General features: G+C 74.4%; 18 protein-coding genes and 2 pseudogenes. 10 read left to right on the forward strand and 10 right to left on the reverse strand.

All coding sequences use genetic code 11. The features are described 5' to 3' along the window. The first annotated feature begins 116 nt into the window (after positions 1–116). The gene (locus ACPXCB_RS09025; protein ID WP_425873910.1) at positions 117–5033 is read left to right on the forward strand and encodes an SCO7613 C-terminal domain-containing membrane protein; all 4917 of its coding nucleotides are present in this window, start codon (positions 117–119) and stop codon (positions 5031–5033) included. Positions 5034–5410: 377 nt separating this feature from the next. Here the strand turns inward: ACPXCB_RS09025 and purE are convergent, their stop codons facing one another. Beyond that, entirely contained in the window at positions 5411–5902 is a 492-nt protein-coding gene (gene purE / locus ACPXCB_RS09030) for a 5-(carboxyamino)imidazole ribonucleotide mutase (protein WP_132233504.1), read from the reverse strand. Positions 5903–5942: 40 nt separating this feature from the next. After that, positions 5943–7124, reverse strand: a complete 1182-nt coding sequence (locus tag ACPXCB_RS09035; protein ID WP_425873912.1) for a 5-(carboxyamino)imidazole ribonucleotide synthase — start codon at positions 7122–7124, stop codon at positions 5943–5945. Between the two features lie 88 nt (positions 7125–7212). On the opposite strand from ACPXCB_RS09035, the gene ACPXCB_RS09040 reads away from it, so the two are divergent. Then, positions 7213–7863 (forward strand): pyridoxine/pyridoxamine 5'-phosphate oxidase, encoded by a 651-nt coding sequence (locus ACPXCB_RS09040; RefSeq protein ID WP_425873914.1) that lies wholly within the window; start codon positions 7213–7215, stop codon positions 7861–7863. A 62-nt stretch (positions 7864–7925) separates the two neighbouring features. On the opposite strand, the pseudogene ACPXCB_RS09045 reads toward ACPXCB_RS09040, so the two are convergent. From ACPXCB_RS09045 to mca, 5 genes and pseudogenes are all read right to left on the reverse strand, one after another. Continuing rightward, positions 7926–8630 (reverse strand): annotated as a pseudogene (locus tag ACPXCB_RS09045) (hypothetical protein); the annotation flags it as partial. A gap of 59 nt (positions 8631–8689) precedes the next feature. Further along, positions 8690–9920, reverse strand: a pseudogene (locus tag ACPXCB_RS09050) (thioredoxin domain-containing protein); the annotation flags it as partial. Between the two features lie 82 nt (positions 9921–10002). Then, entirely contained in the window at positions 10003–12498 is a 2496-nt protein-coding gene (locus ACPXCB_RS09055; protein ID WP_425873995.1) for a putative bifunctional diguanylate cyclase/phosphodiesterase, read from the reverse strand. A 215-nt stretch (positions 12499–12713) separates the two neighbouring features. Further along, positions 12714–13007, reverse strand: coding sequence for a hypothetical protein (locus ACPXCB_RS09060; RefSeq protein WP_425873916.1), 294 nt, complete (start codon positions 13005–13007; stop codon positions 12714–12716). Between the two features lie 48 nt (positions 13008–13055). Beyond that, positions 13056–13937 (reverse strand): mycothiol conjugate amidase Mca, encoded by an 882-nt coding sequence (gene mca / locus ACPXCB_RS09065; RefSeq protein ID WP_425873918.1) that lies wholly within the window; start codon positions 13935–13937, stop codon positions 13056–13058. Between the two features lie 191 nt (positions 13938–14128). Here mca and ACPXCB_RS09070 point away from each other — a divergent pair, with 191 nt between their 5' ends. Then, positions 14129–14563, forward strand: a complete 435-nt coding sequence (locus tag ACPXCB_RS09070) for a DUF4307 domain-containing protein (protein ID WP_425873920.1) — start codon at positions 14129–14131, stop codon at positions 14561–14563. Between the two features lie 155 nt (positions 14564–14718). After that, positions 14719–15216, forward strand: a complete 498-nt coding sequence (gene greA / locus ACPXCB_RS09075) for a transcription elongation factor GreA (RefSeq protein ID WP_210835422.1) — start codon at positions 14719–14721, stop codon at positions 15214–15216. A 112-nt stretch (positions 15217–15328) separates the two neighbouring features. Here greA and ilvA read toward each other — a convergent pair whose 3' ends face one another. Genes ilvA through ACPXCB_RS09090 form a run of 3 tightly spaced genes read right to left on the reverse strand, consistent with a single transcriptional unit; the run spans position 15329 to position 19155 of the window. Further along, the gene (gene ilvA, locus ACPXCB_RS09080; protein ID WP_425873922.1) at positions 15329–16549 is read right to left on the reverse strand and encodes a threonine ammonia-lyase; all 1221 of its coding nucleotides are present in this window, start codon (positions 16547–16549) and stop codon (positions 15329–15331) included. Positions 16550–16599: 50 nt separating this feature from the next. Further along, a complete protein-coding gene (locus ACPXCB_RS09085; protein ID WP_425873924.1) occupies positions 16600–17997 on the reverse strand; it encodes an amidase in 1398 nt (465 codons plus the stop codon). A 15-nt stretch (positions 17998–18012) separates the two neighbouring features. Continuing rightward, positions 18013–19155: a cystathionine gamma-synthase gene (locus tag ACPXCB_RS09090; protein ID WP_425873926.1), complete on the reverse strand. Its 1143-nt coding sequence runs from the start codon at positions 19153–19155 to the stop codon at positions 18013–18015. A 121-nt stretch (positions 19156–19276) separates the two neighbouring features. Here ACPXCB_RS09090 and ACPXCB_RS09095 point away from each other — a divergent pair, with 121 nt between their 5' ends. From ACPXCB_RS09095 to ACPXCB_RS09120, 6 genes are all read left to right on the forward strand, one after another. After that, complete coding sequence (locus tag ACPXCB_RS09095; protein ID WP_425873928.1) at positions 19277–19687, forward strand: HIT family protein; 411 nt, start codon at positions 19277–19279, stop codon at positions 19685–19687. Positions 19688–20361: 674 nt separating this feature from the next. Continuing rightward, positions 20362–21033, forward strand: a complete 672-nt coding sequence (gene msrA / locus ACPXCB_RS09100) for a peptide-methionine (S)-S-oxide reductase MsrA (protein WP_151454225.1) — start codon at positions 20362–20364, stop codon at positions 21031–21033. 141 nt (positions 21034–21174) lie between these two features. Then, positions 21175–21540: a YciI family protein gene (locus ACPXCB_RS09105; RefSeq protein WP_425873930.1), complete on the forward strand. Its 366-nt coding sequence runs from the start codon at positions 21175–21177 to the stop codon at positions 21538–21540. A gap of 332 nt (positions 21541–21872) precedes the next feature. After that, the gene (locus ACPXCB_RS09110) at positions 21873–23663 is read left to right on the forward strand and encodes an N-acetylglutaminylglutamine amidotransferase (protein WP_425873932.1); all 1791 of its coding nucleotides are present in this window, start codon (positions 21873–21875) and stop codon (positions 23661–23663) included. Next, a complete protein-coding gene (ngg, locus tag ACPXCB_RS09115; protein ID WP_425873934.1) occupies positions 23660–25474 on the forward strand; it encodes an N-acetylglutaminylglutamine synthetase in 1815 nt (604 codons plus the stop codon). Before ACPXCB_RS09110 ends, ngg begins: the two co-directional genes overlap by 4 nt. Continuing rightward, positions 25471–26655 (forward strand): osmoprotectant NAGGN system M42 family peptidase, encoded by a 1185-nt coding sequence (locus tag ACPXCB_RS09120; RefSeq protein ID WP_425873936.1) that lies wholly within the window; start codon positions 25471–25473, stop codon positions 26653–26655. The genes ngg and ACPXCB_RS09120 overlap by 4 nt, the downstream gene beginning before the upstream one ends. Positions 26656–26887 lie beyond the last annotated feature (232 nt).

Raw genomic sequence — 26887 nt, forward strand, 5'->3', positions numbered from 1 at the left:
CGTTCGCCGTACGCGTGGACGATCTTTGCCCCGGACCCGCCGACAACTGTCGAAATCCGCGCCCACATTGGGCATGCTGCCAAGGTGGGAGTCCACAGTGCGGGTGGAGGGGTGTCGTGGCGAGCTTTCAGTGCTCCTCGTGCGGCCGGGAGATCAAACCGGCCGCCAGCTGCCCGCATTGCGGTGCGCACCAGCCACAGTGGGTCGAGCACCTGGCGGAGATCGAGCGGTCCATCGCGGAGATGAAGGCCCGCGAGGCCGCCATCGCCAGCGAGCAGCGGCAGATCGCCGCCAAGATGCAGGCCGCGCTCTTCCAGCGGGACATCCTCGCCCACGCCGGTGAGGAACGTCTCAAGCAGGCCACCCGCCCCCGTCGGGTGCTGCGCCGCAGGCCGGGCCGCCGGCCGCCCACGGCCGCCACCGGTGCCCCGCCCCGGGTCCCCCGGCAGGGCACCCCGGCCGCCCCTGAGGACCCGCCGCCGCCCCCGCCGCCGACCGCCACCTGGCTCGACGCCGACGACCCGGAGCACCCCCCGGAGGCGTCCTCCCGCGAGGTGCAGAACATCCCCCTCGGGCTCGGCGCGCTGCTGCTCGGGGTCGCCGCCGTGGTCTTCGCCGCCGTGGCCACCAGCTCGATGGACGCGCTGGCCCGGCTGGGCATCCTGCTGCTCGCGACCGTGCTGATGCTGCTCGCCCCGCCGGTGCTGGCCCGGCGCGGGCTCACCTCGACCGCCGAGACCATCTCCGCGGTAGGCCTGCTCCTGGTGCCGCTCGCCGGGTACGCGCTGTGGGCGGTGGACCGGATCGGCAACGGCGGCGCCTCGGGCGCGATCTTCGCCGGCGTCATCTTCGCCGTCACCGCCGGCGTCTCCTTCGGCTACGCGGGCTGGACGGGGCTGCGCGCGCCCCGGTTCGCCACGGTGCTGGCCGCGCAGCCGGTGCTGCCGCTGCTGGCGTCCGACCGGATCACCGGCCCGGCCGGCTGGGCGCTCGTGCTGGCCGCGGTGGCCCTGCTCGACCTCTGGCTAGCGCGGTCCGCGGTCACCGTGGAGCGGCCGGTCCGCCGGGACCTGCCCGGGCCCTCGGCGGCACCCGTCGGGTCCCCGGCCACGCCCCGGCAGCGCCGCGCCGACAGCCGGCCGGAGGGGGCGCCCGAGGAGGCCGGCGAGGTGGTGGACGGCGGGCTGCCGGCGCAGGAACGGGTGCCGGCCACCCGCCCGGTGCCGTGGCTGCGCGAGCTGACCTGGGCGCTGCACGGGGTGGCGGTCGCCCTCGCCCTCGCGTACGCCGTCTCCGCCCTGCTCCGCGCGAGCACCGTGCCGGCCGCCACCGGGGCCGGCGTGGTGCTGCTGCTGGCCGCCGCGGTGGGGCTGGCCGGGACGCTGGTGCTGCGCCGGCCGCCACTGCCCGACCTCGGCGCCGGGATCTTCACCCTCGCCGTGATCGGCGCGCTGAGCCGGATCGCCTCGGTGGCGTTCCCCGGGCGGGCGCTGCTGCTGATCGCGGCGGTCATCACGCTGACCGGGCTGGCCGTGCGGGCGGTGCCGGAGGCGGCCCGACGCGGGCCGCAACTCGCCTCGGCGGTGGCGCTCACGGTCAGCGGGGTGGTGGTCGCCGGAGGCGCCCTGCGCGCCGGGGTCGCCCCCGTCCGGGCCGCGCTGCCGGCCTGGGCGGCCGACCTGGACCGTTACCCGGCCGAGCTGTCGGCGGCCGTGGGACCGGCAGCCTGGCAGCTCGCCGCGAGCGCCTTCCTGCTGACCGTCGCCGCGGTGCTGGCCCTGCCGCCCGAGATCCGCCGGGAGTTCGCCGTGGTCGGCGCGGCGCTCACCGCACTCGCCGTACCGGCGTCGTTCGGTCTCGGCTGGGCGGTGGCGCCCTGGCCGATGGTGCTGACGGCGGTCGGCATCGGCGTGGTCGGGCTCTCCGCCCGCACCGAACGCGCGGCGCTGGCGCACGCGGCGACCGCCGCCGGCGTCGGCCTGTTCGGCGCGGGCGCGGGACTGGCCCGACCGGCGCTGACCACCGCGGTCCTGCTCACCCTGTTCGCCGCCGGGGTCCTGGTCGCCGTGGCGCCCCGGATGCGGCTCGCCCCGGCGGCGGCCGACACCGTCTCGGCCTGGGCGGCCGGGGGCGCGGCGTTCGCGCTGCCGGGCGCGGTGGCCGCCTTCGTCGCCGCGACCGTGCCGGTCGACCCGACGCCCACCCCGGCGAGCCTGCGCGAGGTCACCGTCCCGGTGCTCGCGGCCAGCTTCCTGGCGGTCTGCGTCACCCTCGGACACGCCGCCATCGTGCAGGTCTCCCAGCGTCGCATCCCGACGCCGCTGGCGGTGGGTACCGCCCTCGGGGCGGTCACGGTCACCGCCGCCGCGTTCGGGACCCCGGGCGCCACCGCCGCCGACGCCTGGGTCGGCGGCCTGCTGCTCGTCGCCGCCGCGATGGTGGTGTTCGCCGGTCCCATCGACGCCGGCCGGCGCTCCGATCTCACCCTGGACGGCTCCGACCTGGCCGCCGCGGCGGTGACCGCCGCACTGATCGCCACCCTGGCCCGGATCGCGGCCGTTCTCGCCCCCGGCGGACAGCTCGCCGTCGCCGCCGCGCTGGTGCTGGTGGTGGCCGTGGCCGCCCGGGCCATGCCGGAGGAGTGGCGACGGGGGCCGATCGTCGGCCTCGCCGTCGGCGGCGTGCTGATCGGGCTGCTGGCCGGCTGGAGCGCGCTGCGGGGCGGGCTGGGGGTGCTCGCCACCCCGGGCCCGATCTGGGCCGGTGACCTGACCGGTTGGCCGGCCGGGCCGACCGGTGGGTCGACGTGGCAGGCCCCGGTCGCGCTGGCCCTGCTCGGCGTCGCCGCCGCCGTCCTGCTGCCACCACCGTGGAAGTACGACGTGTCGGGCGCGGCGGCCGTGCTCGCCACGATCGGCGCGCCCGCCGCCTTCGACCTGCCGTGGTGGTCACCCGTCCTGGTCGGCGGCATGGTCGCCACCGTCTTCGGGGCCGCCGCCGTGGCCACGGTCGACCCCCGCGCCGGCCTGTCCCGGGCGGTCGTGGCCGGTGTCGTCGCCCTGCACGCCGCCGGGGCGGGACTGGTCCGGCCGTGGACCACCGCGCTGGCGCTGGGCAGCATCGCGCTGATCGGCATCGTGGTGGCGGCGCTGGCCCGGTCGCTGGCCGTGCCGCTGGTGGAGGACATCGAGACCGAGGGGATGCCGCCGCACCTCGCCCAGATCGGGGGCGCCGCGGCCGGTGCCGCACTGCTCGCGTTCCCGGGCGCCGTCGCGGCGCTGGCGGCCGAGTTCGGGCGCGCGCCGGAGGTGGTGCTCACCGCCGCGTTGGCCGCGTCGAGCCTGGGTCTGGCGGCGGTGGCCGCCGCCCGGCGACGGATCCCGCAGTACCTGCCCTGGGCGAGCGCGGCGGTGGTCGGCGGCGCCACGGTGAGCGCCCTGGCCGCCGTCCCCGCCGGCATGCCCGTCGGCGTCTACGCCGCCGCGGCGGCCCTGCTCGGGGTGCTCGCCGAGCTGGTGCGGGGCGCGACGGAACCGCCGGTCGGCGCGGCCCAGCCGGTCCGACGCTGGTCGGTGCTGCTCGACGGCGCGCTGCGGCGGCTGCCGGACGACGGTACGCGGCGCCGCTGGCGGGTCAGCCCCGCCGCCGGTGCGCTCGCCGCCGCCGCGCTGCCCACCGCCCTGGCGCTGGTGTCGATCGCGCCGTCCCTGGTCGTCGCCCTGGTCGACCCGCACCGCAGTCTCGGCCGGGTCTGGCAGGGGCCGCCGCCGGAACTGCTCACCCCGCCACCCGACGCGGTCGACGCGACCCACGTGCTGACCGCGCTGCTGCTCACCGCGACCGCCGCCCTGGCCGCCACCGGCTTCAGCGGCGGACGACGCTCCCGGGCCGTGCCGGTGGTGCTGCCCGGTGCCGCCGTCACCCTGCTGATCACCCCGGTCTCGCTCGGCAACGGCTGGCCGGCGAGCACCCTGGCGGCGCTGTCCGTGTTCACCATCTCGATGCTGGGCCTGGCGCTCACCCCGCCCCCGCCGCTGGCCGAGCGGGCCCGCTCGCTGCGGCTGGCCCGGGTGCTCGTCTTCGCCATCGGCCTGGCCGCCGGGAGCGCGGGCCTGGTCGGCAGCCTGGCGACGCGGGAGCTGACGCTGTTCACCCTGGGCGGCGCGGTGGGCGTCGGCGCGGTGGCCGCGCTCTTCGGCACCACCCAGCGGGCGCGCATCCTCGGCTGGCTGTTCGCCTCGCTGATGGCGCAGCTCTTCGTGCTCACCGCCGGCCTGGTGGCCGGCCTCGCGGCCGTCTGGTCCGCGTTCGGCGTACTGGCGGTCGGCGCGGCCCTCCAGGTGTTCGCCGCGACCCTGCCCCGGCTGCGGCGCCCCGAGGCCCAGCGGGAGGCGGCCACCGTCGAGTGGAGCGGGTACGCCGCCGCCCTGATCGCCCTGGCGTTGGCGTTCGACTCGCCCCGGCACATCGCGGCGCTGCTGGCCGCCTGGGGTGCGGTGCTGGGCCTGGCGGCGACCCGACCGGGCCGCCGGCCGGTGGAGCGGCGCATCCTGTTCTGGGCGGTGGTGGTCTGCGAGATCGCCGCCTGGTGGATCCTGATGCGGGTGGCCGACGTGGCGCTGCCGGAGGCCTACACGCTGCCCTTCGCGGCACTCGCCCTGCTCGTCGGCGTGCTGGAGTTGCGGCACCGGCCCGACCTGAGCAGCTGGGTCGCGTACGGGCCCGCGCTGGTCGCCGCGTTCGTGCCGACCCTGGCGATCGTGCTGGCCACCGACTCCAGCACGCTGCGCCAGGTGCTGCTGCTGCTCGGTGCCGTGGCTGTCCTCGTCTTCGGGTCGATGAGCCAGCAGCAGGCGCCGGTGATCGTGGGCGCCGCCGTGACGGCGATCGCGGCGGTGCACGCCCTGTTCAGCCTGGGCCCGTGGCTGGCCCTGATCCCCGTCGGCATCCTGCTGCTGGCGCTCGGCGCGAGCAACGAGCGCCGGCGCCGGGCCCAGGAACGCCTCCAGACGGCCCTGCGCGGCATGCGATGAGATCTGCGGGTCCGTCCCCCGGCTCCCGAGAGGACGGACCCGGGCCCGTTGAGCCCCGTGGCAGCCGGCGATCCGCTGGCCGTTCAATCACCGATCCGGAGAGCACGTAGCGTGACTTCTCGGCTCGACCGGGCACTTGCCCCGTCTTGCCTTTGCTCTGCACCCACCGACGCAACAGTCACCAAGCGTGACGAATGCTTGAAGCGTCAATCACCGCAGCGTTGAGAGAACGCCAGCTCAAGCCACTGATGCATGGAGGGGTGCAGAGCAAAGGGGCGGAGGAGGGGTGGGCACCCCGAGCCGCCACCGTAACCCTGCGCACCCCGGCGTCCGTCACCCACAGCGACGAGTCCCTGGGGCCCGCCGGCGCGGAAACGTCAGGCGAGGGAGGCGCGCAGGGCCGCGTCCTTCTCGGCCACCAGCTGCTCCAGGTCGGCCTGGTAGGCCGACATGCGGTCGAGCAGGGCGCGGTCGGCGGCGGCCAGGATGCGGACGGCGAGCAGCCCGGCGTTGCGGGCGTTGCCGATCGACACGGTGGCCACCGGCACGCCGGCCGGCATCTGCACGATGGAGAGCAAGGAGTCCATCCCGTCGAGGTGCTTCAACGGCACCGGGACGCCGATCACGGGCAGCGGGGTGACCGAGGCGACCATCCCGGGCAGGGCGGCGGCGCCACCCGCCCCGGCGATGATGACCTTCAGGCCCCGGTCGGCTGCGGCGCGCCCGTAGTCGATCATCTTGATCGGGGTACGGTGCGCCGAGACGACCTCGACCTCGTACGGCACCTCGAACTCGTCCAGCACCTCGGCGGCGGCCTTCATCGTCGGCCAGTCCGAGTCGCTGCCCATGATCAGCCCAACGGTGCTCACGCGTGCCTGCCTCTCACTCGCGACTGCGGGGCCGGCAAGCTCACGCCCGCCCCTCCCGCAACCAGCGGGCGGCTCGCGCGGCCCGCGTCCGTACGTCGTCCAGGTCGTCACCGAGCACCGTGACGTGCCCGATCTTGCGGCCGGGCCGCACCTGCTTGCCGTAGAGGTGCACCTTGGCGCCCGGCTCGGCCGCGAAGAGGTGGTGCAGCCGCTCGTCGATCGACATCCCGCCCGGCTCGCCACCGAGTACGTTCGCCATCACCACCACGGGCGCGGTCAGCGAGGTGTCACCCATCGGGTAGTCGAGCACCGCCCGCAGGTGCTGCTCGAACTGCGACGTGCGGGCGCCCTCGATGGTCCAGTGCCCCGAGTTGTGCGGCCGCATCGCCAGCTCGTTCACCACGATCCGGCTGCCCCCCGGCGCGGCCCGGTCGGCGACCTCGAACAGCTCCACGGCGAGCAGGCCGACCACGCCGAGCGCGGTGGCCAGGTCGATGGCGAGCTGCTGGGCGGCGACCGCCAGCTCCTCCGGCAGGCCCGGTGCGGGGGCGAGCACCTCGACGCAGATGCCGTCGCGCTGCACCGTCTCGACCACCGGGTACGCGGCGACCTGCCCGAACGGCGAGCGCGCCACCTGCACGGCGAGTTCCCGGCGCAGCGGCACCCGCTCCTCGACGATCAGCCGGGTGCCACCGGCCAGCAGGGTCGTGGCCAGCTCCTCGGCCTGCGCCGCGTCGTCGACCAGCCAGACGCCCCGGCCGTCGTACCCGCCGCGGGCCGCCTTGAGCACCACCGGCCAGCCGAGCTCGTCGCCGAACGCCACCAGGTCGGCGGGCTCGGCGACTCCTCGCCACGCCGGGTTCGGCGCGCCCAGCTCGCCGAGCCGCTCCCGCATGACCCGCTTGTCCTGGGCGTGCAGCAGCGCGTCGGCCGGCGGGAAGAGCTTCACGCCCTCGGCGGCCAGCGTGCGGATGTGCTCGGTGGGGACGTGCTCGTGGTCGAAGGTGACCACGTCGCAGGCCTTGGCGAAGGTGCGCAGCGCGGCGAGGTCGGTGTGGTCGCCGTACTGGACGTCGGCGGCGACCAGCGCGGCCCCGTCGTCGGGGGCCAGCGCGAGCACGCGCAGCGACTGGCCGAGGGCGATCGCGGACTGGTGGGTCATCCGGGCCAGCTGGCCGCCGCCCACCATGCCGACAACGGGCAGACCGGTACGGGAATCCATAGCGGCGCCAGCCTATCGGCACGCCCCGCCACCTGCCCCGCCGGATGGCGCATCGAACACCCACCGCTGCTGCTGAAAGGATCATGGCATGACGATTCGCAGTCTGCTCCGTGGCCTGCCGGTGCTCGCGCACGACATGCCATCGTTCGATCCCGCCGCCGCCCCGGCCCAGCCGCTGGCCCTCTTCGTCGAGTGGATGGCCGGCGCGATCGACGCCGGCGTCGACGAGCCGCATGCGATGACCGTCTCCACCGTCGACGCCGGCGGCATGCCGGACGCCCGGGTGCTGATCCTGAAGGACCTCGACGAGGCCGGCTGGCACTTCGCCACCAGTTCGGCCAGCGCCAAGGGCCGCCAGCTCGCCGAGAACCCCCGGACCGCGCTCAGCTTCCACTGGCGGGAGCAGGGCCGCCAGGTCCGGGTGCGGGGAATCGCCGCCCCGGCGGACCCCGACCTCTCCCGGGCCGACTTCCTGGCGCGGCCCGACGGGTCCCGCGTGGCCAGCCTCGCGGGTCGGCAGAGCGACGTGCTCACCGACCGCGCCGAGCTGGACCGTGAGCTGGCCCGGATCCGGGAGCGGCTGGCCGCCGACCCGGACCTGGTCGCCCGGACGCACACCGTCTACGCGGTCGCGCCGCACAGCGTCGAGTTCTGGCAGGCGGACGCGCAGCGCCGGCACGTCCGGCTGCGCTACCGCCGCACCGGCGCGGGCTGGGAACGCGAGCAGCTCTGGCCGTGAGCACCGGCGCGGGCTGGGGCCGCCAGCAGCTCGCGCCGTGAGCACGGCGCGGGCCGGTGGCGTCAGCGCCGGGCGAGCTGGCCGACCAGGTCGTCCACCGTCGTCACCGGGCGTTCGCAGACGAAACCCCGGCAGGCGTACGCGGTGGGCCGCCCGTCGATCATCGGCCGGTCGTCGAGCAGCGGCACCCCGGGCTGGCCGGACCGGCCCGCCACGATCACCGCGCCGGGCGGGGCGTGCCGGTGTGCCGCCACGACCAGCGGGTCCCCGGTCGGCTCGTCGGTGACCACCGCGATCTCGTACGGCCCGGAGAGCAGCGCCTCGCCGACGGTGGCCGCGTAGCCGGTGAACCGGGCGTGCCGGCCGACGATGGGCGCAACGGTCGACAGGGCCGCCTCGGCGGCCTCCCGGTAGCGGGTCTCCCCGGTCAGCGCCGCGTACGCGACCAGCGCCGCGACGATCGCCGAGCGCCCGGACGGGGTGGCGTTGTCCGTCGGGTCGGCCGGTCGGCTGACCAGGCGTTCGGCGTCGTCGGCGGTGTCGTAGAAGGCGCCGCCCGGCGCGGCGAACCGCTCCAGCGCGACGTCGAGCAGTCCACCGGCCAGGGTCAGCCAGCGGCCCTCCCCGGTGAGCTGGTGCAGGGCGCAGAACGCCTCGGCGACGCAGCCGTGGTCCTCGAGCACGCCGGCCGGCTCGCCGACGACCCCACCGCGCGAGACGCGGCGCAGCCGCCCGGCCACGATGTGGCGGTCGGCCAGCACCTCGCCGATCCGGACCGCCGCGGCGGCGGTGACGGGGTCCCCGGTGAGCGCGGCGTGCTCGACCAGCGCGGTGACCGCGAGCCCGTTCCAGGCGGCGACCACCTTGTCGTCGCGGGCCGGTTGGGGCCGGGCGTCGCGGACCTCACGCAGCCGGGCCCGGATCCGCTCCCACCGGGCGGCCACCTCGGGCGCGACGTCGTCCACGTCGCGGGCCAGCCGCAGCACGCTCGTGCCGTGCTCGAACGAGCCCTCGTCGGTGACCGCGAACAGGTCGGCGGCGAAGCGGCCGTCGTCCTCCCCCAGCACCTCGACGAACTGGGCCGGCGTCCAGGAGTAGGTGAGCCCCTCGACGCCCTCGGTGTCGGCGTCGAGGGCGGAGGCCAGGCCGCCCTCGGGGGTGCCCAGGTCGTCGATCATGAAGGCGGCGGTCTCGGCGGCGACCCGGGCGGCGAGGGGGTCGCCGGTCAGGCGCCAGAGCTGGGTGTACGCCCGCAGCAGCAGCGCGTTGTCGTAGAGCATCTTCTCGAAGTGCGGCACCGTCCAGTGCCCGTCGACCGAGTAGCGGGCGAAGCCGCCGGCGAGCTGGTCGTAGATGCCGCCCCGGGCCATCGCCTCGCAGGTGTGCCGGGCGATCTCCAGGCTGCGCGGCGAGCCGGTGCGCTGGTGGTGCCGCAGCAGGAAGAGCAGGTTCATGTGCGGCGGGAACTTCGGCGCGCCGCCGAAACCGCCGTTCACCTCGTCGTACTCCTTGGCGAGCTGGTCGGCCGCGGCGTCGAGCAGCGCGGCGTCCAGCGGCGCGGTCGGGCCGCCCACGGCCTGCGCGCCGCCGATCGCCTCGACCACGGCGGCGCCCTGCTGGACGACGGCGTCGCGCTGGTCCCGCCAGGCCGCGGCGACCGACTGGAGCAGCCGGACGAAGTTCGCCCGGGGGAAGTAGGTGCCGCAGAAGAACGGGGTGCCGTCGGGCGTGGCGAAGACGGTCATCGGCCACCCGCCCTGCCCGGTCATCGCCTGGGTGGCGGTCATGTAGACGGCGTCGACGTCGGGGCGTTCCTCGCGGTCCACCTTGACGCAGACGAAGTCGTCGTTCATGAGGGCGCCGACCTGCTCGTTCTCGAACGACTCGTGGGCCATCACGTGGCACCAGTGGCAGGCGGCGTAGCCGACCGAGATGAGCACCGGCACGTCCCGGCGCTTCGCCTCGGCGAACGCCTCGTCGCACCACGGCCACCAGTCGACCGGGTTGTCGGCGTGCTGGAGCAGGTACGGGCTCGTGGCGTCAGCGAGTCGGTTCACCCGACGACCATAACCACCCGGTGACGCGCCCGCCCGCGCTCCGACGTGGACCGGTCCTCCCCCGGCCGCGCGGCGGGTGGGGTCAGGAGGCGCCGTCGGCGCGCAGCGGGAAGACGTTGGGGCGGGCCTCGTCGAGCAGGGTGCCGAGGACCGCGCCGATCTTGTCGGCCGGCATCGGCTTGAAGAAGTGGTAGCCCTGGGCGGCCGTGCAGCCCAGCTCTGCCAGCGCGAGGCGCTGCTCGGCGGTCTCCACGCCCTCGGCGACCACCCGCAGCCCCAGCTCGTGGGCGAGGCCGACGGTGGTCCGTACGATCGCCGCCGCCTCCGGGGAGTCGGCCATCCGGATCACGAAGGAACGGTCCACCTTGAGCTCGTCCACCGCGATCCGGGTGAGGAACGTCAGCGAGGAGAAGCCCGTGCCGAAGTCGTCGACGGCGAGCTGCACGCCCATCGACCGCAGGGTGGCGAGCACCTCGTCGATGACCTCCAGCTCGCTCATCACCACCGTCTCGGTGATCTCCAGGACCAGCCGGTCCGGCGGCACCTGGTGCCGGCGCAGGGCATCGGCGATCTCGGTGGGCAGGCGGGGGTCGAGCAGGCTGCGCGCCGACAGGTTCACCGAGATCGGCACGTCGATCCCGTCCCGGGCCCAGCCGGCGGCGACGGCGAGCGCCTTGTCCAGCACGTAGCGGGTGAAGGCGCCGAGCTGCTCGCTGTTCTCCACCGGGCGGATGAAGTCGTGCGGCCCGAGCCAGCCCCGACGCGGGTGCCGCCAGCGGATCAGCGCCTCCACCCCCGTCGGGGCGCCGGTGGTCAGGTCGACCGCCGGCTGCAACGCCAGCACGAGCTGGTCGTCGGTCTTCAGCGCCTCGCGCAGCTCGGCCAGCAGGGCCAGCTGGTCGGTGCTGGCGGCGTCCCGGGCGGAGTCGTACGCGGCGACGCTGCCGCCGCCCTCCTTGGCCTGGTACATGGCGATGTCGGCCCGGCGCAGCAGCTCGGTCAGGTCGGCGGTGCCGGCGTCGGCGACCACCACCCCGACGGAGACCTCGACGGACATCCGCACCCCGGCCACCTCGGTCGGCGCGGCGAGCCGCTCGGCGATCTCGCGGGCCTGCCGCAGCGCGTACGCCATCGGGGCGGCCCGGTCGCCGATCACCGGAACCGACGTCAGCAGCAGCGCGAACTCGTCGCCGCCGAGGCGGGCGAGCAGGTCCCCGGGGCGGGCGAGGGCGCCCAGCCGGTTGGCGGTCAACCGCAGCAGCTGGTCGCCGGCCGCGTGCCCGAGGGTGTCGTTGACCTCCTTGAACTGGTCGATGTCGAGCAGCAGCAGCGCCACCGGGTGGTCGTGGGCGAGCTGGCGCAGCGCCTGGTCGCCCTTGCTGAGCAGGGCCGACCGGTTCACCAGCCCGGTGAGCTGGTCGTGCACCGCCTCGTACGACGAGCGGGCGGTGACCAGGCGCAGCTCGCGGTGGGTCGCGGCGTCGTGCAGCGCGGCGGCGAGCGCGTCGCCGAACGCGGCCACGGCGTCGCGTTCCCGGGCGTTGGGGGGCGCGCAGCGCGGGAACCGGACCCGCAGCTCGCCCACCCGGGCGGCGCCCACGGAGAGGGTACGCACCAGCTCGTGGTCCTCCGGCTCCGTCTGGCCGGGCGGTGCGACCTCCCGGTCGACCAGCTGGCCGCCCGGGTCGCCCCGGTAGCGCCGCCACCGGCCGTCGCCCCGGGCCACGTCGACGTCGACGAGTTCGGCGTTGAACAGGGTCAGCGCGCCGGTCACGGCGGCCGTGGCGACGCCCCGCTCGTCGAGCTGGTTGAGCGCGGCGGTGGCCTCGGCGAAGGCCCGCCAGGTGCGCCGCTCCTGGTCGGCGCGGAGCCGGTGCCGGTAGGTCTGCTGGAGCAGCCAGAGCGGCGGCGGGAGCAGCAGCAGCCAGCGCGCGTCGAGTTCCAGCAGCGCCACCACGACCAGGCCGACGGCCACGTTCCCGACGAACATCAGCAGCTTGCCCCGCAGCGCGGCGAGCAGCGGCGGCGCGACGGGGATGCCGTGCCGCAGCGCCAGGGTGGCGCCGCCGAGCCAGGCGGTGGCGAGCAGGTAGGTGACCGAGCCCGCGAGCACGGCCAGGGCGAGCGCCGGGGTCGGCGTCGCCAGCAGCGGCTCGCCGAGCACGGTGGTGACGGAGACGGCCAGGGCGGTGGCGGCGGTCAGCGACGCCGTGATCCGGACGACCTCCAGCACCGGCCGCCGGTCGCCGAGCAGCGACATGGCCGACCAGGCGAGCGCGGCGCCGAGGAGCGCGGCGGAGGGGAGCCAGCCGGTGGGCGTCAGGTAGAGGCAGATGATCAGCGCGGCCTCGCCCCAGGTGATGCTCACCATCCCGGCGGCGGTGCGGAAGCGCAGCCGGGCCAGCTGGGCGATGGCGAACACGGCGACGGCGAGGCCGAAGCGGGCCGGCCCGCCGAGCGGGTCGTCGGCGGGAAGGTGGGTCGGGGCGGTCCACCCCAGCCCGGCGGCGACCAGCGCGGTCAGCGCGACGGCGGCGGTGAGCAGGAGCAGCCGCGCGGGGGTGTCGCGGGCTCCGATCCGGTCGGTCGACTCGCCGGCCCTGCCGGAGGTCACCGGGCCGCTCCGCCCGCGGGCCGCTCGCCGGTACGACGGGCGGCCGCTGGTGTGGTGGTCATCGGCGCCCCCTCCCGCGCACGGCTCGGGAACTCTTGGTCCCCCCGGCGAGAGGCTAAGGCAAACCCGGTGGCCGCAACAGGGGGCGACGACCGGGTTCGACGTGAATCATGGGCGGACTAGCCGTTGCGACGCTGCTGACGCCCGGTGGGAGCGGCGGAGGATGAATCCTGCGTCAGCGCACCATCTGTCGGATCGACGACTGCCGCGTCCGCCTGGTCGGCGGTCGTCGGCGGGCCCTGCTGGGGGAACCGGTCGGGCAGCCGACGCAGCCGGGAGTTCATGTTGCGGATCAGCAGGACGGTGGCGGCGGCCAGAACGAGGATGAGGAAGAGGCCCATCGGCCCGGCCAGGCCACCCGTGCGGGTGTCCCCGAAGTTGTTCTGGGCGAGCACCTCTGCGGCGGTCAGCATGGCGTTCCTCCGGTGTGCGGTTGGTGACCAGGGTAGCCCCGTCCCGGATCAGCGGGCATGGGCCGTCTCGCGCACCCCGGCGAAGAGGTCCGACTCGGGCAGCGGGCTGTCGACCAGCGAGCGCACCAACTCGAAGTCCTCCGTCGGCCACGCCCGCCGCTGCATCTCCATCGGCACCTGGAACCAGAAGCCGTCCGGGTCGATCTGGGTGGCGTGGGCGCGCAGCGCGTCGTCGCGGACCGGGAAGTAGTCGGCGCACTCGACCCGGGTCGTGATCCGGGGGCCCTTGTCGGGGCGGTCCTCCCAGCGCTTGATCCACTCCTCGTAGGGCGACGTCAGGCCGGCGGCGAGCAGCGTCTCGTGCAGCGCCATGATCTTGCCCTTGGAGAAGCCGATGTCGTAGTAGAGCTTGAGCGGCTGCCACGGCTCGCCCAGCTCCGGATAGCGCTCCGGGTCGCCGGCGGCCTCGAACGCGGCCACGCTGACCTCGTGGGTCATGATGTGGTCGGGGTGCGGGTAACCGCCCTCCTCGTCGTACGTCGTGACGACGTGCGGACGGAACTGGCGCATCAGCCGCACCAGCGGGCCGGCCGCCACCTCGACGTCCTGGAGGGCGAAGCAGCCCTCGGGCAGCGGCGGCAGCGGGTCGCCCTCGGGCAGGCCGGAGTCGACGAAGCCGAGCCACGCCTGCTCGACGCCGAGGATCGCCCGCGCGGCGTCCATCTCCGCCCGGCGGACGTCGGCGATGTTGGCCCAGACGTCCGGTCGGTCCATCTTCGGGTTCAGCACGCTGCCGCGCTCGCCGCCGGTGCATGTGACCACCAGGACGTCCACGCCCTCGGCGACGTACTTCGCCATGGTCGCGGCGCCCTTGCTCGACTCGTCGTCGGGGTGTGCGTGGACGGCCATCAGTCGCAGTTGCTCTGCCAACGTCGGCGCTCCTCGTCTCTGGCCCCGGCGGACCCCCCGCGGGACCGCCCGGCTGACCTGCCGGAATCTTCCCCCCGCGCCGGGACCTGCCGGTGCCGACCTGTCATATTTGACGACGGGACGGGCTGGGAAGATGGAACTCTGCCATTCTTGCCGATGCCTCCGACAACGACGCCAGGAGATACCCGCCGGTGACCGAGACGCACGCCACACTTCCGCCCGGCGCGCCGGCCTTCCCGCCCGGTCGGTACGGCCGCCGCCGGGAGCCCGGACGTCGCCGGCCGCTGCTGGTGGCGTTGCTGGTGGTCGCCCTGGTCGCGGTCATGACCCTGGTCGCGGTACGGCTCTACCGGCAGTACGGCGACCCGAACTACGACGCCGAGGTGATCACCTACACGGGGATCACCGACAGCCAGGTGCTGGTCGACTTCCGGGTCACCGTGCCGAAGGGCGGCTCGGCGGTCTGCCTGCTGCGTGCCCGGGACCGCGACGGCGCCGAGGTGGGCCGGGAAGAGGTGACGGTGACCGCCCGGCCCGACCAGCGGCAGGCGACCGCGCAGCACCGGCTAACCACCACCGCCCGCCCCTTCGTCGGCGAGGTGATGCGCTGCCGGCCCGCGGGCTGAGCGGCCACGGCGCGGTCTCGGGCACGCGGCCGGGACAGCCTCGGCGGCCCGGGCACCGGGGGTACCGCCGGTGTTCGAGCGCGCCCTGTGTCGTGCCGCACTGGTAGCTTGGAAGTTCACCTGTCAGCCAGCACGCACGAACGAGGAGAACGCCTGTGTCCACTGGCAACGAGGCGCCCGCCACCTGGCTGTCCCAGGACGCGTTCGACCGGCTCCAGGGCGAGCTCGACGAGTTGATCGCCAACCGGCCGGTCATCGCCGCCGAGATCAACGCCCGCCGCGAGGAGGGCGACCTGCGGGAGAACGGTGGCTACCACGCCGCCCGCGAGGAGCAGGGCAAGGCCGAGGGGCGCATCCTCTACCTCAAGGAGCTGCTTCGCACCGCCAAGGTGGGCGGAGCGCAGGCCGCCGACGTGGTGTCGCCCGGCATGGTCGTGACGATCTACTTCGACGACGACAAGGACGACACCGAGACCTTCCTGCTCGGCTCCCGGGAGATCGCGTCGACCACCGAGCTGACGGTCTACAGCCCGGAGTCGGCGCTGGGCCAGGCGATCCTGGGCGGCCGGGCCGGCCAGACCTGCACCTACACCGCCCCCAGCGGGGCCGACATCAAGGTGACCGTGGTCAGCTTCGAGCCGTTCTCCGGCTGAGCCCCCGCCGCCGGGCCGGGGCGGCCCGGGCTGGCGACACGGCCGCCCGGGCACCGATCCGGCCAGGCGGCGACGACGAGCGACCCCGCGAGGCGTGGCACCGGTCCCGGTGTCACGCCTCGCCGGCGAAGACCACCTGGTAGCCGCTGGCCCGCAACGCGCTGATCAGCGTGTCGGAGTGCTCGACCCCCCGGGTCTCCACCGACAGGGCCACCTCCACCTCGCCCAGGCGCAGGTGCGGATTGGCCCGCTGGTGCTCCACGTCCACCACGTTCGCCCGGTGCTCGGCGATCTCGCCGAGCAGCGACGCGAGCTGGCCGGGGCGGTCCGAGCAGCGCACTGTCACCCGCAGGTAGCGCCCGGCGGCGGCGAGGCCGTGCTCGATCACCCGCAGCATCAGCAGCGGGTCGATGTTGCCGCCGGAGAGCACCGCCACCACCGGCGCCTGCACCTCGACGACGCCCGCCAGCAGCGCGGCCACGCCCACCGCGCCGGCCGGCTCCACCACCTGCTTGCCCCGCTCCAGCAGCATCAGCAGCGCCCGGGAGATGTCCTCCTCGGAGACCGTGACGATCTCGTCCACCAGCTTGCGGACGTGGGTGAAGGTGAGTTCCCCCGGCCGGCCGACGGCGATGCCGTCCGCGATGGTGCCGAAGGACGGGAGGCGTACCGGCTCGCCGGCCACCAGGGAGGGCGGGAAGGCGGCGGCGCCGGCGGCCTGCACCCCGATGATCCGTACGTCGGGCCGCAGCGCCTTGGCCGCCACCGCCATGCCGGAGACCAGCCCGCCGCCGCCCACCCCCGTGATGATCGTCCTGACCTCGGGACACTGTTCGAGGATCTCCAGGGCCACCGTGCCCTGGCCGGCGATCACGTCCCGGTGGTCGAACGGGTGGATCAGTGTCGCCCCGGTCCGGTCGGCGAAGCTCTGCGCCGCGACCAGGGACTCGTCCACGGTGTTGCCGACCAGTTCGATCTGCGCGCCGTAGCCCTTGGTGGCGGCGACCTTCGGCAGGGGCGCGTTCACCGGCATGAAGACTGTGGCGTGCGTACCGACGAGGCCAGCGGCGAGCGCGACGCCCTGCGCGTGGTTGCCGGCGCTCGCCGCGACCACCCCGTCGGCCCGCTCCGCCTCCGACAGCCGGGAGATCCGCACGTACGCGCCGCGCACCTTGTACGAGCCGGCGCGTTGCAGGTTCTCGCACTTGAGCCACGTCGGCCCGCCCAGCGCCGCGCTGAGCGGCCGGCAGGGCTCCAGCGGGGTGGTGCGGACGACGTCGGCGAGAAGCTCCCGCGCGGCCCGTACGTCGGCGAGACCGACCAGTTCCGTCATGCCCTGATCGTGCCACCCGCCACCCGCGCCGACGCGCGGCACGCCACCACTCAGACGGGGGCGGGGATCCGCGGGTAGCCGGGGGCGTGGCGGGACCAGGGGGCCTGCATCTCGAACTGGCCGGCGACGCCGAGGAGCAGCAGCTCGCTGCCGGGCGGGCCGATCAGCTGCACCGCGACCGGCAGCCCGTCCGGGCGGCGGCCGACCGGCACCACCAGCGCGGGCAGGCCGGCGATGTTCCACGGCGCGGCGAACGGGGCGTACCTGACGTTGGTCAGCATGTTGGCCCGCCAGGACCGGCCGGACCAGCCGCCGGCCTCCGGCGGCGCGGTGGCCAGGGCGGGCGTGAGCAGCAGGTCGACCGAGTGGTCGGCAAAGAAGCCGATCGAGCGCTCGCGCCAGGCGGCCCGGTCGGCCTCCCGGACGTACCCCCGCCGCTGCGCCCACTCGCCGAGGGCGACGTGCCGGCGGCTGCGCCGCTGGAGGCCGCGCCGGTCCAACCCGGCGGCGCGCACGTCGGCCGCCGCCGCGGCGAGCCAGGTGGCGATGCCCTGCAGGCCCAGGGCCGTCGGGTAGACCGGGTCGGCCGGCACCGTGTCGTGGCCCGCGCCCGCAAGCAGCCGCCCGGCGGCCGCGACCGCGTCCCGGTTGGGCGCGTCGGCGTGCACGCCCCGCACGGGCGAGCGGAGCGAGACGCCCACCCGCAGCCGCTGCGGCGGCACCAACTTGTCCGGGCGGCGGCCGGCCAGCACCGAGAAGCCGACGGCCGCGTCCGCGACCGTGCTGGTCAGCATGCCGTGCTCGGTCAGCCCGAACCAGTCGTCCGCGCCGAGCTGGCACGGGACCACACCCCGGCCCGGCTTGAGCCCGACCAGGCCGCAGCAGGCCGCCGGGATGCGGATCGAGCCGAGGCCGTCGTTGCCGTGGGCGATCGGCACCAGGCCGGCAGCCACGGCCGCGGCCGCGCCGCCGGACGAGCCGCCGGGGGTACGCCGGGTGTCCCAGGGGTTGCGGGTCACGGCCGTCTCGTCGTCGGTGAGGCCCCAGAGGCCGAGTTCCGGCATCCGGGTCACCCCGAGGATCACCGCGCCGGCGCCGCGCAGCCGCCGGACCACCTCGTGGTCGGCCTCGGCCACCGGCGTACGCACCGCCGCCGACCCGTTCCAGGTGGGCAGCCCGGCGACGGGGGTGTTCTCCTTGACCGCCACCGGCACCCCGGCCAGCGGGAGGTTGGCCAGGTCCTCCTGCTCGTCGACCTTCTCCGCCTCGGTGATCGCCTCCCCGCCGCGTACCGTGCGGAACGCGGCGAGGTCGGCGTCGACCCGGGCGATGTGATCCAGGTGGTCGGCGACGACCTGGGTGGCCGTGACGTCGCCCCGGCGTACGCCCCGGGCGATCTGCTTGGCGGTCGCCCCCACCCAGGTCGGCATGATGTCCTGCACGGCCACCCTCCCAGCCAGCGGTCAGCCCAGCGCCTGCTCCAGATCGGCGAGCAGGTCGTCGACCGTCTCGATGCCGACAGACAGTCGCACGAGATCGCCGGGAACTTCAAGCGGCGAGCCGGCAGCACTTGCGTGTGTCATCCGGCCCGGGTGCTCGATCAGGGATTCCACGCCGCCGAGCGACTCGGCGAGGATGAAGAGCTTCGTCCGGTTGCAGATCTCGACGGCGTGCTCCTCGCCGCCGGCGGCCCGGAACGAGATCATGCCGCCGAAGCGGCGCATCTGCTTCGCGGCCACCTCGTGGCCCGGGTGCGCGGGCAGCCCCGGGTAGATGACCTGACCGACCTTGCCGTGCCCGTCCAGGTAGGCCGCGATCCGCTCGGCGTTGTCGCAGTGCCGGTCCATGCGTACGCCCAGGGTCTTGATGCCGCGCAGGGTCAGCCACGCGTCGAAGGGCCCGTTGATCGCGCCCATCGCGTTCTGGTGGTAGCGCAGCTCCTCGCCCAGCCCGGCGTCGGCCGCGACCAGCGCGCCACCGACCACGTCGGAGTGGCCGCCGATGTACTTGGTGGTCGAGTGCACCACCACGTCCGCGCCGTGCGCGATCGGCTGCTGGAGGTACGGCGAGGCGAACGTGTTGTCGACGACCAGCAGGGCGCCCGCGTCGTGCGCGACGCCGGCCAGCGCAGCGATGTCGGCGATGCCGAGCAGCGGGTTGGTGGGCGTCTCCACCCAGACGATCCGGGTCCGGCCCGGCTCGACGGCGGCCCGGATCGCGTCGGGGTCGGAGACCTTCGCCGGGGTGAAGTCCAGCCCCCAGCGCTCGGCCACCCGGGCGAAGAGCCGGTACGTGCCGCCGTACGCGTCGTCGGGGATCACCACGTGGTCGCCCGGCTTGCAGACGGTACGCAGCAGGGTGTCCTCGGCGGCCAGGCCGCTGGCGAAGGCGAGCCCGACCGGGCCGCCCTCCAGCGCGGCGAGGCACTCCTGGAGGGCGTCGCGGGTCGGGTTGCCGGAGCGGCTGTACTCGTAGCCCAGCCGGGGCGCGCCGACGGCGTCCTGGGCGTAGGTGCTGGTCTGGTAGATCGGTGGGATCACCGCGCCGGTGCGGGCCTCGGGGTCCTGGCCGGCGTGGATGGCGAGCGTGTCGAAGCCGTGACTCATCCCGTGAGGCTAATCCCCCGTCCCGAAGGCTGGAACGGAACGGTGCTGTCGGGTCCGCGCCCACGACGGCGGGCCGGCGCGGGAACGTCTCCCATCTGGGCGGCCGGCATAGCCTGGACGGATGAGCGGGTGCGTGTTCTGCGGGATCGTGGCCGGCGAGACTCCCGCCTTCCGGGTCGCCGACGAGCCCGACGGGGTGGCGTTCCTGGACACCCGGCCGGTCTTCAAGGGACACGTGCTGGTGGTGCCGCGCACGCACCTGGTCGCCCTGGCCGACCTGCCCGCCGAGGCGCTGGCCGGCTACTTCGGCCTGGTGCGGCGGCTCGCGGTCGCCGTGGAGGCCGGCACGGAGGCCGGGGGCACGTTCGTGGCGATGAACAACAAGGTGTCCCAGTCCGTCCCGCACCTGCACACCCACGTCGTGCCGCGCACGAAGGGCGACGGCCTGCGCGGCTTCTTCTGGCCGCGCACCCGCTACGCCGACGACGCCGAGGCCGGGACCTACGCCGCCCGCATCACCGCAGCCCTCTGACGCGCCCCAGCCGCACGGAGGCCGGCAGAGGCCAGCGGAGCGGGCAGAGGCCGGCGGGGCCGGCGGAGGCCGGCGGAGGCCAGCCGGAGCGGGCGGGGCCGGCGGAGGCCAGCCGGAGCGGGCGGGGCCGGCGGAGGCCAGCCGGAGCGTGCGGAGAACCGGGGCGAACGGGACAGCCCACGCGAAGCCAGGCAGGCGTGGCGGGCGGCGGGGAGCGAGTCGGGGCGGCAGGACCCTTTTGGTGCGCACCTCTCGACACCCTTCGTCACGCACGGTAGCGATGACTACGCGTAACGCTCTGCGACGGGCGCCCGGGGTGCTCGGGGTGCCACCTCACCCCCTTTGCTCTGCAGCCATATCCGCACCAGGCCGCTGGCCTGCCACGACACGAAACGCCCGCGTCGCCGCGACAGGACCAGTCACCACCCAGCGTTACTGTTGCATATAGGGATGCAGAGCAAAGCGGGTGAGGTGAGGAAGGCGCGGCCAGCGGGCTACGTCACCGAGAGCGACGGAGTGTGCGGCGGACGTGACCGGCCCGAGCGCGCCACCGCTGCCCGGGGGACGACTGTGATCTTCTCGTGGGCGGCGGTCGCCTGAGTGCGGGTGGAGCGGGTAAGGAAGGCGGATCCGGCGGTGTTGCACGCTGGGAGAGTTACGAGAGGAGTCCCACCGTGTTCCTGCGCCGCATGAAGGCCGAACTGCCCACCTCCGACCAGGCCCTGCCGGGTCGCCTGATCGCGATGCCGATCGCGGACCGGCACGAGGTGCTGGGCACCCCGCTCAAGGGTCCCTTCCCGGAGGGCGCACAGGTGGCCGTGTTCGGCATGGGCTGTTTCTGGGGCGCCGAGCGGCTGTTCTGGACGCTGCCGGGTGTGATCACCACGTCCGCCGGCTACGCGGGCGGCATCACGCCGAATCCGACGTACGAGGAGGTGTGCTCGGGGATGACGGGGCACGCCGAGGTGGTCCAGGTGGTCTACGACCCCGCCACGATCAGCTACGAGGACCTGTTGAAGGTCTTCTGGGAGAACCACGACCCGACCCAGGGCATGCGCCAGGGCAACGACGTGGGCACCCAGTACCGGTCGACGATCTACGTGACCACGGACGAGCAGCTCGCCACCGCCCAGGCGTCCCGGGACGCGTTCGCACCGATCGTGGCGCGGGCCGGCAAGGGCGAGATCACCACCGAGATCGACCGGCTCGGCGAGTACTACTTCGCCGAGGACATGCACCAGCAGTATTTGGCGCCCACGAAGAACCCGAACGGGTACTGCAACCACGGTCCGAACGGGCTGAGCTGCCCCGTGGGCGTCGCCCGGGTGCCGTCCGACCTTCACTAGTCTCCTGGACAGACCCGGCCGCCACCGCTCCCCCGCCGACACCGACGTGGAAATTTCCTGCCTGGGGTGTCGTATCCGCCCGACGCCGTTCGTAGCGGAGATGGTGGCAGACAAAGGTCCGCCCGAGACGAGGGAGCAGACATGGCCGAGTACCTCATCTACTTCAACCAGCAGTGGGTGGGTGACCACACTGAGGAGTGGTTCCGCGGGCGCGGGCCACTCGCCAAGGCGGTCGTGGACGAGATGAAGGCGGCCGGGGCCTACGTGTTCGCCGGGGGCCTGGAGGAAGGGGACACCCCCGTCTTCAGTGCCGACGCCACGAGCGGCACCTTGGTGTTCACCGACGGGCCCTACGTCGAGACCAAGGAGTGGCTGGGCGGGCTGACCGTGGTGGACGTGGCCGACGTGGAAACGGCCCGGATGTGGGCCGGCAAGCTCGCGGAGGCATGCGGCTGGCCCCAGGAGGTCCGACGGTTCGGCCACATGCCGCAACCCGGTGACGAGTGAGTGGGGAGTCGACACGGAAACCACGGCCCGAACGGGCTGAGCTGCCCGGTCGGCGTCGCCCGCACCTCGGGCTGAACCCGGCTCGGGCCGGAACCACCGGCACCGTCACGGAGGCCGGCGCGGCATCGGTCGCGCCGGCCTCCGCGCTTCCGGAACTGAGCAATCGATCACATCGGCCGCCGGGCGGAAACCGCCCCATCCGCCACTCCTGACGCGGTCCGCCACCGGAGCCGACATGTGCCATGACGGAATCGCGCAGTCTAGCAAAACTTCAAGAAACTGTTATCAGCTCAACGGGCAATCCTCGTTGCCCTCTGGCAGCATTGCCTGGCATGTGCGGACTTGCGGGAGAGTTCCGCCGTGACGGCTCACGCGCCGACGTGGCGGCGGTGGAGCGCATGGCGGCCACGATGAGCGACCGGGGGCCCGACGACAGCGGCGTCTGGGCCCAGGGCCCGACGGCCCTCGGACACCGCCGCCTGAAGATCATCGACCTCTCCGCCGCGAGCGGGCAACCGCTGGTCGACCCCGGTGCGGGACTGACCGGCGTCTTCAACGGGTGCATCTACAACTACCGCGAGCTGCGCGAGGAGCTTCAGGCCAAGGGCCACCGATTCTTCTCCTCCGGCGACAGCGAGGTCGTGCTCAAGGCGTACGCCGAGTGGGGGCTCGACTTCGTCGATCACCTGATCGGCATGTTCGCCGTGGCGATCAGCGAGCGGGACACCGGCCGGCTGGTGCTGGCCCGGGACCGGCTCGGCATCAAGCCGCTCTACCTGGCCGAGACGCCCGGCGCGGTGCGCTTCGCCAGCACCCTGCCCGCGCTGCTGGCCGGGGGCGGCGTCGACACCGGCATCGACCCGGTCGCGCTCGCGCACTACCTGAGCTTCCACAGCATCGTGCCGCCGCCGCGCACCATCCTGCGGGGCGTCACCAAGCTGCCCCCGGCGACCGTACGGGTCTACGAGGCGGACGGCCGCACCTCCGAGCGGGTCTACTGGGACCCGGCCTTCACCCGCTCCGCCGAGCGGGCCGGCTGGTCCGAGAAGGACTGGCAGGACGCCCTGCTGGAGTCGCTGACCACCGCCGTACGGCGGCGGATGGTCGCCGACGTGCCGGTCGGCGTGCTGCTCTCCGGCGGGCTGGACTCCAGCCTGGTGGTCGCCCTGCTGGCCGGCGAGGGCCAACGCGGGCTGTCGACCTTCTCCATCGGCTTCGACGCGGTCGGCGGCCGGGAGGGCGACGAGTTCCGCTACTCCGACCTCGTCGCGAAGACGTTCGACACCGACCACCACCAGATCCGGGTGGCCGCCGCCGACCTGGTGCCGCCCCTGGAGGCGGCCGTCGCCGCGATGTCCGAGCCGATGGTCAGCCACGACTGCGTGGCGTTCTACCTGCTCAGCGAGGTGGTGTCGCAGCACGTCAAGGTGGTCCAGTCCGGCCAGGGCGCGGACGAGATCCTCGGCGGCTACCACTGGTACCCGCCGCTCGCCCGGGTCGGCCGGGACGAGGCGCTCGACACGTACGCCAAGGCGTTCTTCGACCGGGACGCGGCCGGGCTGGCCCGGGTGCTGAACCCGGCCTGGCTGACCGACGGCGACCCGGCGCGGGAGTTCGTGGCCGCGCACCTCGGCCGGGCCGGGGCGGAGACCGCCGTCGACGCCGGCCTGCGGATCGACACCCAGGTCATGCTGACCGACGACCCCGTCAAGCGGGTGGACAACATGACGATGGCGCACGGGCTGGAGGCCCGCGTGCCGTTCCTCGACCACGAGTTCGTCGAACTCGCCGCGAGCTGCCCGCCAGAGCTGAAGCTGGCGCAGGGCGGCAAGGGCGTGCTCAAGGAGATCGGCCGCCGGGCGCTGCCGCACGAGGTCATCGACCGGCCGAAGGGCTACTTCCCCGTACCCGGCCTCACCCACCTGGAGGGCAAGCTCCTCGACCGGGTACGCGACGCGCTCTCCGCGCCCGAGGCCCGCCGCCGCGACCTGTTCCGCGCCGACTACGTCGACGCCCTGCTCGCCGACCCGAACGCCGAACTGACCCCGTTGAACGGAAACAAGCTGTGGCAACTCGGACTCCTGGAAATGTGGCTCCAGAGCCACGGAATCGACTCACCGTGACCGACACCCTGGCGACCGGCGCGGCCCGGACCGACCGGTCGCGCAACAGCCGGCGACGGGAGCGGGTGGGCCCCGGCGGCGATCCGATGGCGCCGGAGCCGGCGGAGCCGCCGACCCGGGAGGGCCACACCGACGTGGTGCTGGACTGCGGCTGGGGACGGCTCGTCTTCGGGCAGACCTTCGCCGACCAGGCCGCCGTCGCCGCCGTGCTGCGCTCCGAGGCCGCCGGCTCCCGGGACATCTGCATCTACCTGCGCGACCCGCACGTGCTGGTGTCCCGGCTGCCCGACGAGCTGTTCATCGACCCGTCGCTGACCTACCGGCTGCCGCTCGACGGTGACCGTCCGACCGGCGACGGTGACGTGCCGGGGCTGACCATCCGCCCCCTGGCCGACGCCGCCGACGCGGACGCGGTGAACCGGATCTACGCCCGCAACGGCATGGTCACCGCCGGGGTCGACGTGCTCGTCGCCAACGCGCGCACCGACCGGTTCCTGCACCTGGTCGCCGAGGACGCCACCGGCGAGATCGTCGGCACCATCACCGGCGTCGACCACGTCGCGGTCTTCGACGACCCGGAGAACGGCGCCAGCCTGTGGTGCCTCACCGTCGACTTCAACACCGCGCCGCCGGGCACCGGCCAGGCGCTGATCACCGCGCTGGCCGCCCGGCTGGTCGAGCGGGGCCGGGCGTACGTGGACCTGTCCGTGCTCGCCGAGAACGGCGGGGCGATCCGGCTCTACGAGCGGCTCGGCTTCTACCGCACGGCGACGCTCTGCGTGAAGCGGAAGAACCCGATCAACGAGCGGCTCTTCCTGCCCGCCATGCCCGAGGGGTACGACCAGCTCAACCCGTACGCCAGGATCGTCGCCGACGAGGCGATGCGGCGCGGCATCCGGGTGGAGGTCACCGACCCCGCCTGGGGTGAGCTGCGGCTGAGCAGCGGCGGGCGGACCGTGCTGACCCGCGAGTCGCTGTCGGAGCTGACCTCGGCGGTGGCGATGAGCCGCTGCGACGACAAGCGGGTCACCCGCCGGATCCTCACCGAGGCGGGGCTCTCCGTGCCGCGCGGCCGGACCGCCACCGGCGACGACCGCGACACCGCCTTCCTCGCCGAGGTCGGCCGGGTGGTGGTCAAGCCGGCGCGCGGCGAGCAGGGCAACGGCATCACCGTGGGCGTACGGACCCCCGAGGCGCTGGCCGCCGCCGTCGAGCTGGCCGCCCGGTTCTGCCCGGACGTGCTGATCGAGGAGATGCGCGCCGGCGAGGACCTGCGCGTCGTCGTCATCGACCACGAGGTGGTGGCCGCCGCGGTCCGGCGCCCCGCCTCGATCACCGGCGACGGGGTGCACGACATCGCCGAGCTGATCGAGCGGCAGAGCCGCCGCCGGGCCGCCGCCACCGGTGGCGAGTCCCGCATCCCGCTCGACGACATGACCCGCGACGTGCTCGCCGAGGCCGGCCACGAGCTGCACGACGTGCTGCCCGAGGGGCAGGTGCTGGCCGTACGCCGGACTGCGAACCTGCACACCGGCGGCACCATCCACGACGTCACCGCCGAGCTGCACCCCGCGATCGCCGAGGCGTGCGTGGCGGCCAGCCGGGCCCTGGACATCCCGGTCACCGGGCTGGACCTGCTGGTCGGCGCCCCGGACCGCCCGGAGCACGTGTTCATCGAGGCCAACGAGCGGCCCGGCCTGGCCAACCACGAGCCGCAGCCGACCGCCGAGCGCTTCGTGGACCTGCTCTTCCCCGGCACCCGGGCACCGCAGCGGCGCTGGACCCCGGCCGGCCCGGGAGGCGCCGCGTGAGCCCGAGGCCCCTGGAGATCGACCTGGACTACCTGCGCCAGGTGCTGATGGAGCTGCTGGAGATCCCGAGCCCGTCGGGGCGTACGGACCACGTGCAGCAGTACGTCGGCGAGCGGCTCTCCGCGCTCGGCATCCCCTCCACGCTGACCCGCCGCGGCGCGCTCAGCGCCTGCCTGCCCGGCCCCCGCTCGACGGGCGCCGACCGGGCGATCGTGGTGCACACCGACACCATCGGCGGCATGGTGAAGCGGCTGAAGGAGAACGGCCGGCTGGAGCTGAAGACAATCGGTACGCACAGCGCCCGGTTCGCCGAGGGCGCCCACGTACGGATCTTCACCGACGACCTGGAGCGGGTGATCACCGGCCAGGTGCTGCCGCTCAAGGCCAGCGGCCACCGCTACAACGACGACGTGGACCTCCAGGGCGTCGGCTGGCAGCACGTGGAGGTCCGGGTCGACGAGCCGGTCGAGGACATCGCCGGGCTGCGCGCCCTCGGCATCGACGCGGGCGACTTCGTGGCGTTCCTGCCGAACCCGACGATCACCCCCAGCGGGTACGTCAAGTCCCGGCACCTGGACGACAAGGCCGGCGTGGCGGCGGTCCTCACCGCGCTCAAGGCGATGGTCGACGCCGGCGTACGCCCGGCGGTCACCGCGCACCTGCTGGTCACCGTGACCGAGGAGATCGGGCACGGGGCGTCGCACGGGCTCGACCCCGACGTGGCGGAGATCGTCTCCGTCGACGCGGCGGTGGTGGCGCCCGGCCAGCAGTCCCGCGAGGACGCGGCCACGCTGGCCATGGGCGACGGCGTGGGCCCGTTCGACTACCACCTGACCCGCAACCTGGCCTCGATCGCCGCCGAGCACGGGGTGAACCTGGTCCGGGACGTCTTCGAGTACTACCGCTCGGACGTGGCGGCGGCGGTGGAGGCCGGCGCACACGCCCGGGTGGCGCTGCTCGGCTTCGGCGTGGACGCCACCCACGGGCACGAACGCACCCACCTGGAGGGCCTGCGCCAGCTCACCCAGCTGCTCTGCCTCTACCTCCAGAGCGACCTGGTCTTCCCCGAGTGGGACGCCGAGCCGGAGGGCGACCTGGCCGACTTCCCGTCGCTGGCCGTGCAGCCGGCCAGCGAGGAGGGCCCCCGCGAGGGCCCGATCGGCATCGCCGAGAACACCTGAGCGCCGGCCCGCCATTCCCCGGCGCCGTGTGATCGAAATCCGTTGCCGGCGGCGTGAGGGCTGGATAGCGTGGCGGTACACGGGAAAGGAGGTGGTCCAGACTTGTATAGCAATCGGACTCGTGAGGTGGCTGTCCGCTAGCCGCTGTCCTCGACAGTGAAACCGTCCGCCGCGAGGCGGGCAACAACACAGCACCATCGTCGAGACCGTGTGGCAGCGGTGCGGCGAAACC

This window comes from Micromonospora sp. DT62, from assembly GCF_049847285.1.
Taxonomy (GTDB): domain Bacteria; phylum Actinomycetota; class Actinomycetes; order Mycobacteriales; family Micromonosporaceae; genus Micromonospora; species Micromonospora reichwaldensis.